We start from the raw sequence: 15,861 nt of genomic DNA, 5'->3' as shown, positions 1-15,861 counted from the left end.
GGCGGCAGAGATTGACCCCAGATCGGGGTGATGTCAATAATTATTCAGTCATTCTGACTTACTAACTATAAACCTTTGCCTTTTTCGGGAATTTTCCATGCTGCTCAGCGCCACCAATGTCGTGAAAGCCAAGCTCATCAATCTGTGGGTGGTGTTCGATACGATCCGCATGAACAACGGCATCTCCCGCTCCGGCATTGCGGACGCGACTGGCCTTTCCAAACAGGCAAGCTCGGATCTCGTGGATGAGCTCATCGCCATGCGGTTCGTGCAGGAAACGAAGACGGCCGAAAGACGCGTCGGCAAACCCCCCACTCCGCTCGCCATCAATCCTTCCGGCGCCTTCTCGCTCGGCTTCCATGTCGATGTCGGGCAGATGTCGGCGATCGCCGTCAATCTCGCGGGCGAAGTGCTGCACCGGGAAGATCATGCGCTCAACGATCTCGAACCCGAGCATGCGGTGGTTCAGCTCGAACTGGCGACGCATCGGCTGATGCAGGCGACACAGATTCCCGAAGCGCAGTTCCTCGGCATCGGCCTTGCGACACCAGGCCCCTTCGCCGTGCCGGGCCTGAGCCCACCGCGCCTGCCGGGCTGGGATGGTCTCGCACTGCGCGGCCTTCTCAGCAAGGCAACAGGCTTTCCCGTATCGCTTGCCAATGACGGCCAATGCGCCATCGTCGCCGAATGGCGGTTCGGCGAAGCCGCAAGGCGGCTCACGAATTTCGTCTATGTCTATTTCGGCATCGGTCTCGGCAGCGGCGTCATGATCCATAGCGCGGCTTTCGGCGGCGCCAGCGGCAATGCCGGCGAGATCGGCCATATCACCGCGGTGCCGGGCGGCCATGACTGCATCTGCGGCAAGCGTGGCTGTCTTGAAACCTATGTGTCGGTCGACAGCGCCATGCGCTTTCTCTCGGCCCGCGGCATCGAGGTCGCCGGCCTGGCGGAATTCGCCGAACGCTTCGGTCCCGACGATCCTGCCCTCGCCGCCTGGATCGCGGAAGCGGTCGAACCCTTGCGCAACGGCCTCAATGCGATCGAGAACCTGTTCGATCCGCAGGTGATCATGCTGGGCGGCAATGCACCAGGCTGGCTGATCGATGCCTTCATGGCGCGGGCCGAGCCGCTCCTCCCCTCGGTCGGTCGGATCGAGCGGACGCTGCCGCGTATCATGAAGAGCGAGCTCGGGGTCGATGCGGTGGCACGAGGTGCCGCCGTACTTCCCTTGCTGGCGACCCTCAATCCACTCTATCGCGAACTCAATCCTTACGTGTGAAACGACGGATTACTGCCGCTTGCCCGTCTTCCCGTATCCGAGAAACGATAATGGGCAGGACAATGAGTGTAGCCAGTGAAGGACGGATGGCGTGAGAGGATCGCGCCAGCCCTGCAGGACGCGTGAGCCCTTATGCCGACCAGCCATCGGCAAAGCGCTGGGTCTTGAGAAAGGCCACAAGGCGTTCGCGAAAATCATGGTTGACCGGCCTTTCCGGAGCCTCTGCCGGCGGATCATCGGGAAAATCAGGCCAAGGCGATTGCGCGAACCAGCGCTTGAAGGCCTGAGCAAAGCGCGGCTCGCCGGCCCAGCCCTTCTGCCAGGGCTTGGGCCGGTTGACGAAATGATAGACATTGGGGCGGATCTCGTTCTCGAGATCGAGCAGCATGAAGTCGCCCATGAAATTGAAGCGCGGCGACAGCCTGGCAATGTCCCCTTTCAGAAGCGCGTTGAGCGCGCTCTGCTCGAAGCGCAGGCATAGTTGCGGGTTCTTCTCGATGAAGCGCAAGGTGCGGTTGCCGAGATCGGCTTTCGTCCATGCCTGGCGATCGATGACGGTGAGGCCGTTGTTGAAATAGAGCATGTCCGGCCTCATGCCGAGGCTCGAGCGATAGGCCTGGAACTCCGCCGCCAGATGGCCGCCGAAATCCATGTAGGAGATCATGTCGGTCGCCGCCGCCATGACCGCGCCGCCAAGGTCGAGCGAAATCAGCGGCGCCAGCCCCTCATTCACGATCGTCATGTCGGAATCGACCGGAATGATGCGGTCATACCGGGCGGGCAGCACCCGATCGAGGAAGAGCCTGCGGGTAATGGCATGCTCGCCATTGTTGTTGGTCGGAAGGTTGCGCGTCACATCATCGAAGGATGTGACGATCAGCTTGAGCCTGCCGCGCAAGCTCTCGTCGAGATCGGCGAAGCGCGGCCAGACATCCATCTCCTCGCAGACCAGGAAGAGATCGGCATCCGGCGGCAATCCACAATTGAGGATGTCGGAGGCAACGCTGAGCGCCGGCCCGAAGAACCGGCGATCAGGTGTCAGGCAAATGGCAGTCGGCACCGGTCCTAGTCGCGGGCGCGGCGGCGCTCGCGACGGGCCGCACCGGCGGCAGCCGTGTCGACGCCCTTGGCGAGCTCGGAGACCGCGCCCAGCCGCGTCTCGATCGTTTCGATCGAGGGACGCGCGCCCTTGCTATAGGTCTCAAGCGACTTGCGCATGGCCGCCAGATGATCGGGACTGGTGCCGCAGCAGCCGCCGATGATGCGGGCGCCGGCATCGAGCGCGATGCGGGCATAGTCCGCCATCAATTCGGGCGTGCCGGTATAATGGATATGGCCGTCGACATATTGCGGGATGCCGCAATTGCCCTTGGCGACGACATGCGCATCGGGACGCGCCGCGGTGATGCCGAGCACCGTGGCGACGAGCTCGGACGCGCCGACGCCGCAATTGGCGCCGATCGCCACCGGCTGGACGCTGAGCGTCGATGCCAGCTGGCCGAAAGCCTGCGGCGTGATGCCCATCATGGTGCGGCCGTTGGTGTCGAAGCTCATGGTGGTGACGATGGGAAGCCCGGCCTGGGCCGCGCCCTCCACCGCAGCGCGCAGCTCCTCTTCAGAAGACATGGTCTCGATCCACAGAACGTCGACGCCGCCTTCCTTGAGCGCCTTCGCCTGCTCGGCAAAAGCGGCAACCCCTTCCGCGTGGGACAGCGATCCGATCGGCTCGAAGATCTCACCGGTCGGACCGATGGAGCCGCCGACATAGACGGGCCTTGCCGAGGCATCGGCCTCGGCGCGGGCATTGCGGGCGGCGGCGATATTGATCTCGCGCACCTGGTCTTGCGCATTGTGCAGCTTCAGGCGGTGGCGGTTGCCGCCGAAGGTGTTGGTCAGGATGATGTCGGCGCCGGCCTCGATGAAGCGGCGATGCAGTGAGCGGACGCGATCGGGAAACTCGAAATTCCAGATCTCCGGGGCATCGCCCGAGGTAAGGCCCATCTGGAAATAATTGGTGCCGGTCGCCCCATCGGCGAGCAGCCAGGGGCGCGAATTCAGGGCTTCAACAAAGGACGGGCGGGTCATCGGACATTTCCTAAAGGATATATCATCATATAAACATATCTTTATATGAATTTCAACCGCCCTTATATGCCCGCCAGGGGCCATAAGATTGCGGTCCGGCCAGAAGGGCCAGTCGATCATTAATCACATAACGGTCCGGATTCTGGCTCGCCGGCGGCATGTCATGGTCGCGAATGGCCGTCAATGCCGCCTTGAGATCCACAAGATCATGCCGGGTTAGTTTCGGGGACTCATCCGTCCCCTCCTCGCCATGGGCGCCAAGGATGAGCATGTCGGCCGGCAACTGGCCGGTCAGCGTCTCGGCGCTCGCCAGATAGTCCGGCAGCGATGCGCCCGGTGTCTGGGCGTAGAGATTGCCGAGATAGAGAAAATCGGCAGCCAGCAGGACGCGACGCTCCCTGTCGAAGAGCGAAATCGATTCAGGCGAATGGCCGGGTGTGGCGATGATCTCGAGCCCTCTTCCGCCCAGATCGATGCGATGACCGATCGGCCACCAGCGTTTGATGATATGTGGCACCCAGGTCATGTCTTCATATGAGCCCAGGAACATTTCCTCGGGCGCATGCAGCAGGCCGTCCTTCTCGCAGGCGCGCAGCATCGGCAGATCGACAAGCGCCGTCTCGGGGAAGCGATGAAAATTGCCGGTGTGGTCGTAGTGAAGATGAGAAAGCAGCACAGTCACTGGCCGATCCGTGAGGCTCGCGACGACGGGAGCGATGTCGCGCAGGCCCGGTCCCGTATCGAACAACAGCGCCCGCTCGCTGCCAACGACCAGATAATTCCAGTTGATCTGATGATATTTCGGCTCACCGATGCCGTAGAGGCCGGAGCCGAAGGCCTCGATCAGATACCAGTCGTCAAACCAGTGCAGCTTGGGCTTGGACATCATGGGCCTTCACATCCAGGATTGTTGATTGCGCGGCAACAGCCCTTCTGGATCGATCGCCCTGAGGGACGGCGCATCCGGCTCGTTCCATCGCCAAAGAACCACGCAGCTCCCCCCAGGCGACATCGTGGAGGGATAGATCACGCCGTCAAAACCTTGGGCAAGAAGCCGCTCGCGAATGTCGTATGTTTTCGGATTGCGGCCCTTACCGAGGTCGTCGCGCCAGTTGCATCTGTGAATGTCCGGCGCGATCTTCCACTGGCTCATTACATCTGCAGCAGTGAGATCGGCCAGAGACGCACCCCCGAGCTCGATCTGTATGATGAGCGCGGGATGTTGGACGAATCCCTGATTGTACTCTGCCCATGCAGTCGAGAGCTCGCGTGCCGCATAGATTGCAGGCGAACCGACGGGATTCCAGCGACCGCCAAAACGCCTTGCGCCCTCTCCCGAAAGCGGCGCATGAGCCCAGCGCGGTACATAAGCTCTCCACAGCAGTTGAATGGAGGCGGCGTCTGCCTCACGCATAGACGCCGGAGCGCACTGCTTCGAGATAAGCCAAGACCTTGCCCGCCTCTCCCTCGCTCACGAGGTCATAGGCCGTCTTGCCTGCCCAGCCCGGAATCGGCTGATGCTTGAACCAGATCACGGCACGGCTCTCATCGCCCGTCATCTCAATCGCCATGGAAAGAATCCGCACCACGGGGCTTAGCGCCTGATCGACCTTGCGGGCTCCCGACTTGGCGGTCAGCGTATTTCGCGCCACCCCTATGAGCTTGGCCAGTTCCGATTGATTGATCCCCAACACTTCGCAGACACGCGGTGCAGATAAAAAGGGCGACTGCTCCTCGCTGAAATGACCGGCAGCGACTTCCAGACCAGCGGTATTCATCGTGAATCTCGCTCAGATTGATACATACCCGCTCAAAATAAGGGCAATTCAGGTAAAAATCAAGCTCGCTCAATGCCCAGATTACGCCCGTTCGGTGCCGTAATAGAGCGAGACGACATGCTGGGCTTCGGCGAAGAACAACCACCGTTCGACCGCGGCGGCGGCGGCGGCGAGCAGGAAGGCAAGCACGGAAAACGGGATTGCCAGCGTCGCTGACGGGATCGTCAGAACGGTTGCGAGAATGGCGAGCACCAGCAGGATCATCACCGTGCGGCGAAGCTTCTCGGCATGCTTGCGGGCCACGACAAAACCCATCTCCTTCATGATGAAGTTCTCGGCCGTATGCGGCACTTCCCATTGCCGGACCTTCTCGCCCTGTCGCGCAAGTCCGGTCGCCGCCTCGATGGTGCGAGTCTTGGGATCGCTGTCGATCCCGCGCCAATAGAGGATCTTCAGCACCAGCGTCAGGACCAGGGCGACGACCGCGAGACCGGCCTGGAAGATCTGATAGAGCCCGAAGACCGATGCGATGGCCATCAGGAGGACGGCGCCGGTCGCAAGCGCGAAAGCAAGATAGACCGGGACGGTCAGCGGCTGATGCCATTGCCTTATGGTGGTGAGGGTCGAATAGATCTTGGCGGTGCAGAAGACGGTGACGGCGCACATCAGCACGGTGGCCAGACCGGCAAGGCCAAGCCATCGCGGCTCGTCGAGGAAGCCCAGCCAGAGCGCGCCGAAGACAAGGGCCGGTGCGAAGGTGATGACGGAGGCCACACCCTCGCGCGACAGCCAGGACGATCGCCATTGCGAAAAAGCCCGCCAGGCGCGTTCGGGACGGCCCAGATGGAAGGTCGACGACAGAAGGCCGAGCGTGATCAGGCCCAGGGCAATCACCAGCGCCGTCCCGCCAAACCACAGGCTCGACGCCCGGCCGTGATTGAATCCAACCAATCCCAACAGCGCCAGCAGGCCATAGCCGGCCCCCGATGCGGTGGTGAACAGGATGACGGAATAGGCCGGATGCATCTGACTATCGGCTCAGCAGGCGATCGGCCCAGCGGAAGAAATCATCGACGCGCGACTTCCCCTCGCTCATCGTTTCAGGCTCGCTCGGTGTCGCTTTCATCTTCTCACTGCTGCGCTTGCGGGGCGGGAGATATTTGTTCACCGGCTTGTAGCCCATCTCCGGCAAGAGATCATAGCCGCCACGCTCGGCCACGAGACGCGACACTTTGCTCTCGGCATCCCCCAGATCGCCGAAATGGCGCGCCCCCGTGGGGCAAGCCTTTACGCAGGCCGGGACGCGATCCTCCACGGCGAAATTGTCGTTGTAGATGCGGTCGACGCAGAGCGTGCATTTCTTCATCACGCCATGGTCATAGTCATATTCGCGCGCGCCATAGGGACAGGCCCAGGAGCAGAGCTTGCAGCCGATGCAGGTTTCCGGATTCACCAGGACGATGCCGTCCTCGGCGCGCTTGTAGGACGCCCCGGTCGGACAGACGGTCACGCAGGCAGGCTCCTCGCAATGCAGGCACGAGCGCGGGAAATGCACGATGCGCGATTGCTCGTCCTCCGGCGCCTTCACCTCATAGCCGTGGATGCGGTTGAGCCAGGTGCCTTCCGGCGAAGCGCTGTAGGCCTGTCTGTCGTTGAGTGGCGCCGAATAGCCTTGCGTGTTCCACTCCTTGCAGGACGTGGCGCAAGCCTGGCAGCCGACGCAAGTGTCGAGATCGATGACGAGGCCGAGCTTCTTCTGGTTGGATGACGGCGTTGGAAGCGATGTCATGCGCGTCTCCTGCCGGCGATCCAGCCGAAACTCTTCAATGTCGGGAATTGCGGCGCGCTGATCCCGCTCCCGTCTTCCGCCTTTTCGATCCTGACGCGCAGATCATACCAGGCGGCCTGGCCCGTGACCGGATCGGAATTGGAATAACGATAGCCGCCGTCGCGCTCCGGCAACAACTCGGCGATCAGGTGGTTGAGCAGAAAACCCTTCTTCGCTTCCGGCGCATCGGGGGCGAGCGCCCAGGCGCCCGAGCGCTTGCCGATCGCATTCCATGTCCACACCGTGTGCGGATTGACGCCATCCATGAGCTTCACCTGCACCTTGATGCGGCCCGTCGCCGAGATGACATTCACCCAGTCACCGTCGCTCAGGCCCATCGCCTCGCCGCGCGAGCGCGCCAGATAGAGCCAGTTGCGGCCGAGAATCTGCCGGAGCCAGGCATTTTGCGAACCCCAGGAGTGATACATCGCCATCGGCCGCTGGGTGATCGCATGGAGCGGAAACTCCTTGTGATCGCGCAGGCTCTCTTCGAGCGGCTCATACCAGCCGGGCAAAGGATCGAAATAGGTGATGAGACGCTTGCGATACTCTTCGGGCGGCGTGATCGCGCCATGGCCTTCCGCCGCCAGGCGGAATTTCTGCAAGGGCTCGAGATAGAGCTGGAACACGATCGGATCGGGCCTGCCGATGAAGCCGAAGGAGGTCGCCCATTCGAGATAATCGCGGTTGGCATGGCGATAGTATTTCACATGATCGGGCAGCTCGTAGAACCAGTGGCAGCCATTCTCGATATAGCGCTCGAGCTGCTTCGGGTTCACGTCGCCGCGTCCGTGGAAGACGCCTTCCTTGCCGCGCCAGCCGGCCAGCGGTCCGATGCCGGGGCTGCGCTCATGATTGACCATGTAATCGGCATAGCCGCCGGGATAGCGCGGCGTGCCATCCTCATTCGTCATGCCGGTGAGGCCGAGCCTGGCACCCAGATCGAGCAGCACCGTCTGGAACGGGCGCACATCGCGATCGGGCTCGACGACCGGCTGGCGAATGGCATCGGCCGGGCCATCCGCTTCCGAGATCGGCCGGTCGAGCAGCGAGATACAGTCCCAGCGCTCGAGATAGGTCGTGTCGGGCAGGATCAGATCGGCATAGTGCACCATTTCCGAAGCATAGGCGTCGGAATAGATGATATGCGGGATGACATAGTCGCCTGTTGCTTCATCCTTCGCGGTGAGATGGCCCGTCGTCTCGGCGACATTCATCGCCGAGTTCCAGCTCATATTCGCCATATAGAGAAAGAGCACATCGATGCCGTAAGGATCGCGCTTGGCGGCATTGGCGATCACGGTATGCATCATGCCGTGCGCGGCGAAAGGCGCTTCCCAGGAATAGGCCTTGTCGATGCGCTGCGGCTTGCCGTCCTTGTCGATCAGCAGGTCTTCGGGCGCAGTGACAAAGCCCAGAGGTGGGCCGGGCAATGCAGTATTGGGCTTGACCTGCCCCGGCTTGCCGGCGGGCTTGATGCCGGGCGGTGCGGGCTTCGGGAATGGCGGGCGATAGCGGAAGCCACCCGGCACATCGATGGTGCCGAGGATGATCTGCAGCAGATGCAAGGTGCGGCAGGTCTGGAAGCCGTTCGAATGCGCCGAGATCCCGCGCATCGCATACATCGAGACCGGACGGCCGATCATCTTGTCATGGATGCGCCCGGCCCAGTCGCGCCAGCCGATATTGAGGCAGAGCTCTTCCTCGAAGGCCGTCTTCGCAAGCTCGGCAGCGATGCGGCGGATGGTGTCGGCCGGGATGCCGCAGGTCTCGGCGACTTTCGCCGGCGAATAATCGTCGGACAGGAAGCGTTCCGCCAGCAGCATGAAGGAAGGCACCGCGCGGCGGCCATCGACCAGCGTGACCTCGCCGATGAGCTTGGGCGATGTGTCGGCGCGATGGGCCGAGAGCGGCCGGCCGATCACCGCGTCATAGATCAAAGGCTCGCCATTGGCGTTGCGCGCGAAAGTCCCGTCATCGGCCTGGCCCGGATTGCGGATCACCAGCCAGGCGGCATTGGTGTAGCGGGCGAGATAATCGAGATCGACCTTCCGGTTGCGCAGCAACTCATGGATGAGGGCGCCGGCAAACAACCCATCCGTGCCGGGTCGGATGCCGATCCACTCATCGGCGATCGCCGAATAGCCGGTGCGCACCGGATTGATGGAGACGATCTTCACGCCCCGCGCTTTCAGCTTGCCGAGGCCGATCTTGATCGGGTTGGAGGCATGATCCTCGGCGACGCCGAACAGGAGGAAATATTTTGTGTGCTTCCAGTCAGGCTCGCCGAACTCCCAGAAGGAGCCGCCGAATGTATAGAGGCCGGCGGCCGCCATGTTCACCGAGCAGAAGCCGCCATGGGCGGCATAATTGGGGGTGCCGAATTGCGTCGCCCACCAGCCGGTGAGACCTTGCGACTGATCGCGACCGGTGAAGAAGGCGAGGCGCTTGGGGTCTTCGCTGCGCACTTTCGCGAGCCAGGACGTCGCAAGCGTGAGCGCCTCCTCCCATTCGATCTCGCGAAACTCACCCGAGCCCCGCTCGCCCACGCGCAGCATCGGCTTCGACAATCGGGCGGGCGAATAATGCTGCATGATGCCGGAGGCACCCTTGCCGCAGATCACGCCCTTGTTTACCGGATGGTCGCGATTGCCCTCGATATATTTGACCGTGCCGTCCTTCAGATAGACTTTGATCCCGCAGCGGCAGGCGCACATATAGCATGTGGTCGTCTTGATCTCGTCCCAGGTCTTGAGCGAGGTATCGATCTTGGGCTGGGTCATCAACGTCATGGGACTCGGGGACTGGCTGGCCAAACTAAAGGATGGGACCAGACTGAACCATAGGGCCAAAGACCGCGGATAGCAGGCGCCAGAAGCGTCTATCCGCTGAAATGTTAAGAGCTTGGCCACAGGCGTCGGGCCGGCCAGGTTGAGATCAATTCACCAGTTTCCATATTGTTGCCGGCAGTTTTGGCCCTATGATGGGTCCAGAGGTGCCCCTTGCGCGACTGGCTGGTTCATATACGACGCCACAATCATTCGAGCCTGCAGACGCAGATTCGCGAAGCCCTGGTGGCTGCCATCCTCGACGGGCAGCTTGCCCGCGACGAGCCCATCCCCTCGACCCGCAAGATGGCGAAGAGCCTCGGCGTGTCGCGCAACACGGTGGTGCTTGCCTATCAGGGGCTTCTCGATGACGGCTATCTGGCGGCGCGCGAGCGCTCCGGCTATTTCGTCGCCGACAAGGCGCTCGAGACCGCGATCAAACCGGCCAGGGCAGCTCCGGGCGCCGCACCGGCTCAGCCCGGCACCGATCCGCACTGGAAGGCGCGCCTCCTCAAGCATCCCGCCGCCCAGGCCAATATCTTCAAGCCGCTCGACTGGCAGAGCTACACCTATCCCTTCATCTATGGGCAAGTGGACCACAATCTCTTCCCGCTGGCCGAATGGCGCGACTGCGCCCGCCAGGCGCTCGGCAAGAAGTGGCTGGGCACCTGGACCAATGACACCTGGGCGTTCGATGACCCCCTGCTGGTCGAGCAGATCCGCCGCCGCATCCTGCCGCGCCGCGGCATCATGGCGAGCGATGACGAGATCCTGATCACGCTCGGCGCCCAGAATGCCCTCTATCTCATCGTGAGCCTGCTCGTCGACGAGAAGAGCCGCGTCGCCATGGAGGAGCCGGGCTTCCCCGACATGCGCAACATCTTCCGGCTCAAGACCCAAAAGGTCGCGCTGGTGCCGGTCGATGAGGGCGGCCTCACGCTCAATGACGACGTGGCATCGGCCGATCTCGTCTTCGTGACGCCGAGCCACCAGTTTCCGACCACCGCCACCATGCCCCTGGCGCGCCGCCTCGACCTTCTCAAGCTCGCCTCGCAGCGGAATTTCGTCATCATCGAGGATGACTACGAGTTCGAGACGAACTATGTGAACGAGCCCTGCCCGGCGCTCAAATCCCTCGATGACGAGGGGCGCGTCATCTATGTCGGCTCGTTGTCCAAGACCTTGTTTCCGGGCCTGAGACTCGGCTTCCTCGTCGGGCCGAAGGCCTTTGTCGAAGAAGCGCGCGCGCTGCGCCGGCTCATGGTGCGCCATGCGCCCAACAACAACCAGCGCACGGCCGCCCTGTTCCTGTCGCTTGGCCACCATGACACGCTGATCCGCCGCCTGCACAAGGCCTATCGCAGCCGCTGGGAAATCATGGGCGCGGCGCTCCAGACGCATATGCCGGATGCGGCCCGCATTCCCTCCTTCGGCGGCACCAGCTTCTGGGTCGAAGGCCCCAGGATGCTCGACAGCGAAGCGCTCGGCAAGCATGCGGCGACGCGCGGCATCGTCATCGAGCCCGGGCGCATCCATTTCGGGGCCGAGTCCGCGCCCAACAATTTCTTCCGCCTCGCCTTCTCCTCGATCGATGAGAAGAAGATCGAGCCCGGCATCAACCTGCTTGCCGAGACGATCGCCGAAGCGTCGAGGAAGGCCGCCGAATAAACGAAGCTACTCGCAAATCCGATAGTTGCCGGACTTGCCGTGGAGGCCGAGATCGAAGTGATAGTGCTCGGCATGGGCGGCATTGGCGCCAGGCCCCAACACTGTGGTGAAATAACCACAGGCCGAGACGCGCAAGGCCATCAGCCAGCGGCTTTCGACATTGTCCGTCCTGGCGACATTGGCGACAGGCAGGCTTAGTCTGTCCTCGAGCTTGAACGCCGCAATGTCGACGGCATTGCCGGCGGCATGCTCGCTGATCTTCGTGGTCGTGTCGCCATTGCGGGCACGGCATTCATAGCCGGGTCCGGTGGCAATCGCCGCCAGCGCCTCACCCGTATGAGCCTTGACCACGGGGGCTGCGACATCGGCCACCCACGAGGTGAAGCGCTTGGCGAAGATGCAGTTCAGGACCGGCGCGCCCGGGAAATCGACCTTGCCGGCCGGCGTCTCGATGGCGGTGATCCGCACCGGATTGACCACGGTGCATTTCCGATCGGCCGCCGGAATCTCGGCAATGGTGAAGCGCGCGCCAAGGGCACCGAGCTCGGTGCGGCAGCTTGCGAAATCATCACCGGGGGCCGGCTTGTCCTCTTCCGGCGCTTCAGCCTGTGGCTGCGCCGGCTTCGCTTCCGGTACGGGATCAGGCGTCTGTCCCCGCTCAGGCTTGGGGCGGGGAAGGACGATCACCGATGCGGTCTCGGGCTCGGCCTTCGGCTCCTCCAGCTGAGCCGCCTCGGGCTCGACAAATCCGGGTGCGGGCGCTGCGTCCAGAACCGGCTTGGGCTTCGGCAAAGGCGGCCTCACTCTTTCGGCCGCATCGACAGGTGAATGCGCAAGGATAAGACAACAGGCCAGCACGAACCCGCGCAGTGCTATGCATTTCATGCGAAGCCCCCATTTCCGCCGTCAAGTTCCCCAAGGCCTTGAACTGAGATATGGGCTGCAGCATGACCTCTCTCGCGCCCCAGGACAACAAGCTTCTTGCCATGCTCTGCGCCTGCGGCGCCGTCGGTATCGCCTCTTCCGGCGATACGGTCGTCAAATATCTGAGCGAAACTTTTCCGGTTCACCAGATCCTGTTCATCCGCTGCCTGATCGGGATTCCCATCCTTGCCTTCATCGTTCACAAGAATGCCTCCCTTGCCAGCCTGATGGGACCTGGTACGGCCTTGAGCCTAACGCGCGGGCTGATCATGAGTTCCGCCTATCTCGCTTTCATCCTGTCGATCGCGGCCATGCCGATGGCCGATTCCGTCGCCATCTATTTCGCCATGCCGCTGATCGTGGCGCTCTTGGCCGGACCCATGCTGGGCGAGCAGGTGAAGCTGCATCGCTGGATTGCCATCATCGGCGGTTTCATCGGCGTGATGATCATGATCAATCCGGGCGGCGGCGTGCTCGAGCCTGCGGCCTTCCTCGCCCTTTATTCGGCAGCGGGTTACGCGTTCTGCCAGACGCTGGCGAGGCGGGTGGTGCGTAATGTCAGCCCCTCCGCCATGGGCTTCCATACCAATGCCATGTATCTCGCTGTCGCGATCACGCTCGCCATCCTGTTCGGCGTCATCGACATGGGCGTCGTGGAGAACAAGAGCCTCGCCTTCCTGACCCGGCCCTGGCATTGGCCGTCGGCCCTCGAGCTCTCGGCCATGCTGCTTCTCGGCTCGACGGTGGCGGTCGCCATGGTGCTGTTCGGCATGGCCTATAAAAGCGCGGAGTCGAGCTTCGTCGCGCCCTTCGAATATACCGCCATGTTCTGGGCCATGGCCTTTGGCTTCCTGATTTTCGGCGATGTCCCCGGCCCCAGGACCCTGTGGGGCGGCGCCATCGTGCTGGCGGCCGGCCTGTTCATGCTGTGGGCGGACCGGCGAATCGACAGAATTTCCCTCAAATCGGCGGGGGTTGTCGGCACATCGCCCCCGGGAGTATAAGCCCGGCGCGCATAAAGGGCCGGCCAGAACTGGCCCGACGCAGCCAGGTGAACTGGTTCTAGAGGGCAACCGGCGACTAGCATAATTCCGACAACCATCAATCCGGATCGCGGCGCGTTCAGAGCCCCGCGTCCTTTGGGAGTTCTTCCATCATGCTGATTGGCGTTCCGAAAGAGATCAAGAATCACGAATACCGGGTGGGCATGACGCCGCTCGCGGTTCGTGAAGCCGTGCGCCACGGCCACAAGGTATGGGTCCAGGCAGGCGCCGGACTCGGCATTGGCGCCTCCGATGAAGACTACAAGACCGCGGGCGCCCAGCTCATCCCGACGCCCGAAGAGATCTTCGCCAAGGCCGACATGATCGTGAAGGTGAAGGAGCCGCAGGCGGTCGAGCGCAAGATGCTGCGCGAGGGCCAGATCCTCTACACTTACCTGCATCTGGCGCCAGATCCGGAACAGACCAAGGACCTGGTGATGTCGGGAGCCATCTGCATCGCCTATGAGACCGTCACCAATTCGCGCGGCGGCCTGCCGCTGCTCGCCCCCATGTCGCAAGTGGCGGGGCGCATGTCGATCCAGTCGGGCGCCCATTGCCTGGAGAAGGCGCAAGGCGGCTCGGGCATCCTGCTCGGCGGCGTGCCGGGCGTGTCGCCGGCCAAGGTCGTCATTCTCGGCGGCGGCGTCGTCGGCACCAATGCGGCAGCGATGGCCATGGGCCTTGGCGCCGATGTCACCATCCTGGAAAAGAGCACCGACCGGATGGAAGAGCTCGTCGCCCGTTTCGGCACGCAGCTCAAGACGCTTTATTCGACGCAAGGCGCTGTCGAGGATGAATGCGCCAAGGCCGATCTCGTCGTCGGCGGCGTGCTGATCCCGGGGGCCGCGGCGCCCAAGCTCGTGACCCGCAAGATGCTCAAGGACTGGAAGAACGGTTCGGTGCTCGTCGATGTCGCGATCGACCAGGGCGGCTGCGCCGAGACATCGAAAGCGACGACGCATGCCGATCCGACCTATGTGGTCGACGGCGTCATCCATTACTGCGTCGCCAATATGCCGGGCGGTGTGGCGCGCACCTCGACCTATGCGCTCAACAATGTGACGCTGCCTTTCGGTCTCAGGATTGCCGACAAGGGTTACAAGCAGGCGCTGCTCGAGGATCATCACCTCAGGGCCGGGCTCAATGTCTGCATGGGCAAAGTGACCTACAAGGCGGTCGCCGACGATCTCGGCTATGAATATGTGCCGGCCGAGAAGGCGCTCGCGGCCTGAGCAGATTTGACAGGCGCTTTCCGGCGTAGGACGGTCCCCGGAACAGCCCGCATTCCGGCGGGCTGCTTCCGGACGGAGCGGCGCCATGAGCAAGGTCAAAGTCCGCAAGGGAATGCCGAGCGTCGCCTTGAGCAAGGCGGAATTCGCCGAGCGCTTCAGGGCGCGCTTCCATGATCCGATCTTCGCCGCAAATGCGGAAGACATCGGGTCCCTGCTGCCCAGGGCCTGGACCTCCTATCATGACTACCACAAAAGCCCACGCACGCGGAAAGCGGGAAAAGGCTTCGCCGATCCCTCATACGACCTCCCGGTCGAATGGTACGCGACACATCAGGCCATTGCGAAGGCAGAGCGCGAGCATCGCAATCCGAAATCGCGCGCCCGCATCCTGATCATCAATGGATCGATGCGCAGTGACCAGTCATGCCCGGGCGAAATGTCGAAAAGCTGGCGGCTCACGACAATGGCGCGCAAGGTTGTCGAGGCCGAACGCGGTTTCGAAGCGGACGTCCTCGATCTCAGCCGTCTCACTTCCGAATATGGCCGCGTGATCTATCCGTGCAAGGCCTGCGTCTCGACCGCCATGCCGCTCTGTCACTGGCCCTGCTCCTGCTATCCCAATCATGCCATCGGCCAGGTGAATGACTGGATGAACGAGATCTATCCCCTGTGGGTCAGGGCGCAGGGGATCATGATCGTCACACCGGTCAACTGGTACCAGGCGCCGGCCGGGCTCAAGGCGATGATCGACCGGCTCGTCTGCGCCGATGGCGGCAATCCCGATCCGACCTCGACGCATGGCAAGGACCCGGCCGCCGCAAAGGCGCTCGAGCTCAAGGGGTGGCCCTATCCGCGCCACCTCGCCGGCCGCCTGTTCTCGATCGTCGTGCATGGCGATGCCTCGGGCACCGAGAATCTGCGCCGCATCCTGACCGACTGGCTCACCGATATGGGACTGGTCGCGGCGGGGCCCAAAGCCATCCTCGATCGCTATATCGGCTATTATCGGGACTATGCGACGAGCCATGACGATCTCGATGCCGACAGGGACCTGCAGGAAGAAGTGCGCAATGCGGCGCGTGTCCTCGTCGCGGCGGTCAGGCTGCAGCGCCGGGGCAAGCTCACGCAACCCGACGCCGGAATCAAGGATCCGCGACCAAAATAAGATTGACCCCTTGCTGCGCTTCGCTAGCTTC

At 62.7% G+C, this 15,861-nt stretch carries 14 protein-coding genes; 5 read left to right on the top strand and 9 right to left on the bottom strand.

What is annotated here, in order from left to right:
• The first annotated feature begins 97 nt into the window (after nt 1–97).
• Nucleotides 98–1,279 (top strand): ROK family transcriptional regulator, encoded by a 1,182-nt coding sequence (locus DT068_RS06645; RefSeq protein ID WP_119389019.1) that lies wholly within the window; start codon nt 98–100, stop codon nt 1,277–1,279.
• Between the two features lie 130 nt (nt 1,280–1,409).
• On the opposite strand, the gene DT068_RS06640 is transcribed toward DT068_RS06645, so the two are convergent.
• The 8 genes from DT068_RS06640 to DT068_RS06605 all read right to left on the bottom strand — a co-directional run bounded on the left by DT068_RS06640 (nt 1,410) and on the right by DT068_RS06605 (nt 9,753).
• Nucleotides 1,410–2,339, bottom strand: coding sequence for a glycosyltransferase family 8 protein (locus DT068_RS06640; RefSeq protein WP_162914039.1), 930 nt, complete (start codon nt 2,337–2,339; stop codon nt 1,410–1,412).
• Between the two features lie 5 nt (nt 2,340–2,344).
• The gene (gene bmt / locus DT068_RS06635; RefSeq protein ID WP_119389017.1) at nt 2,345–3,364 is read right to left on the bottom strand and encodes a betaine--homocysteine S-methyltransferase; all 1,020 of its coding nucleotides are present in this window, start codon (nt 3,362–3,364) and stop codon (nt 2,345–2,347) included.
• 52 nt (nt 3,365–3,416) lie between these two features.
• Nucleotides 3,417–4,253 (bottom strand): MBL fold metallo-hydrolase, encoded by an 837-nt coding sequence (locus tag DT068_RS06630; RefSeq protein WP_119389016.1) that lies wholly within the window; start codon nt 4,251–4,253, stop codon nt 3,417–3,419.
• 6 nt (nt 4,254–4,259) lie between these two features.
• Nucleotides 4,260–4,805: an RES family NAD+ phosphorylase gene (locus tag DT068_RS06625; RefSeq protein ID WP_438816417.1), complete on the bottom strand. Its 546-nt coding sequence runs from the start codon at nt 4,803–4,805 to the stop codon at nt 4,260–4,262.
• Nucleotides 4,771–5,142, bottom strand: a complete 372-nt coding sequence (locus DT068_RS06620) for an antitoxin Xre/MbcA/ParS toxin-binding domain-containing protein (RefSeq protein WP_119389014.1) — start codon at nt 5,140–5,142, stop codon at nt 4,771–4,773. The genes DT068_RS06625 and DT068_RS06620 overlap by 35 nt, the downstream gene beginning before the upstream one ends.
• Before the next feature lie 81 nt (nt 5,143–5,223).
• On the bottom strand, nt 5,224–6,168 hold the full coding sequence (locus DT068_RS06615) for a dimethyl sulfoxide reductase anchor subunit family protein (protein ID WP_119389013.1): 945 nt from the start codon (nt 6,166–6,168) through the stop codon (nt 5,224–5,226).
• Between the two features lie 4 nt (nt 6,169–6,172).
• Nucleotides 6,173–6,931: a 4Fe-4S dicluster domain-containing protein gene (locus DT068_RS06610; protein ID WP_119389012.1), complete on the bottom strand. Its 759-nt coding sequence runs from the start codon at nt 6,929–6,931 to the stop codon at nt 6,173–6,175.
• Nucleotides 6,928–9,753, bottom strand: a complete 2,826-nt coding sequence (locus tag DT068_RS06605; protein WP_368904484.1) for a molybdopterin oxidoreductase family protein — start codon at nt 9,751–9,753, stop codon at nt 6,928–6,930. The genes DT068_RS06610 and DT068_RS06605 overlap by 4 nt, the downstream gene beginning before the upstream one ends.
• 219 nt (nt 9,754–9,972) lie before the next feature.
• Between DT068_RS06605 and pdxR the strand changes: the two genes are divergently transcribed.
• On the top strand, nt 9,973–11,466 hold the full coding sequence (pdxR, locus tag DT068_RS06600; protein ID WP_119389010.1) for a MocR-like pyridoxine biosynthesis transcription factor PdxR: 1,494 nt from the start codon (nt 9,973–9,975) through the stop codon (nt 11,464–11,466).
• A 6-nt stretch (nt 11,467–11,472) separates the two neighbouring features.
• Here pdxR and DT068_RS06595 read toward each other — a convergent pair whose 3' ends face one another.
• On the bottom strand, nt 11,473–12,351 hold the full coding sequence (locus tag DT068_RS06595) for an extensin family protein (protein ID WP_119389009.1): 879 nt from the start codon (nt 12,349–12,351) through the stop codon (nt 11,473–11,475).
• A 62-nt stretch (nt 12,352–12,413) separates the two neighbouring features.
• On the opposite strand from DT068_RS06595, the gene DT068_RS06590 reads away from it, so the two are divergent.
• From DT068_RS06590 to DT068_RS06580, 3 genes are all read left to right on the top strand, one after another.
• On the top strand, nt 12,414–13,394 hold the full coding sequence (locus DT068_RS06590) for a DMT family transporter (protein ID WP_162914038.1): 981 nt from the start codon (nt 12,414–12,416) through the stop codon (nt 13,392–13,394).
• Nucleotides 13,395–13,546: 152 nt separating this feature from the next.
• Complete coding sequence (ald, locus tag DT068_RS06585) at nt 13,547–14,665, top strand: alanine dehydrogenase (RefSeq protein ID WP_119389007.1); 1,119 nt, start codon at nt 13,547–13,549, stop codon at nt 14,663–14,665.
• A gap of 85 nt (nt 14,666–14,750) precedes the next feature.
• Nucleotides 14,751–15,830, top strand: coding sequence for a flavodoxin family protein (locus tag DT068_RS06580; protein WP_119389006.1), 1,080 nt, complete (start codon nt 14,751–14,753; stop codon nt 15,828–15,830).
• Nucleotides 15,831–15,861: the final 31 nt, after the last annotated feature.

This window comes from Taklimakanibacter lacteus, from assembly GCA_003576695.1.
Classification (GTDB): Bacteria; Pseudomonadota; Alphaproteobacteria; order Rhizobiales; family Aestuariivirgaceae; genus Taklimakanibacter; species Taklimakanibacter lacteus.
This window is presented reverse-complemented; position numbering and strand designations above follow the sequence as displayed.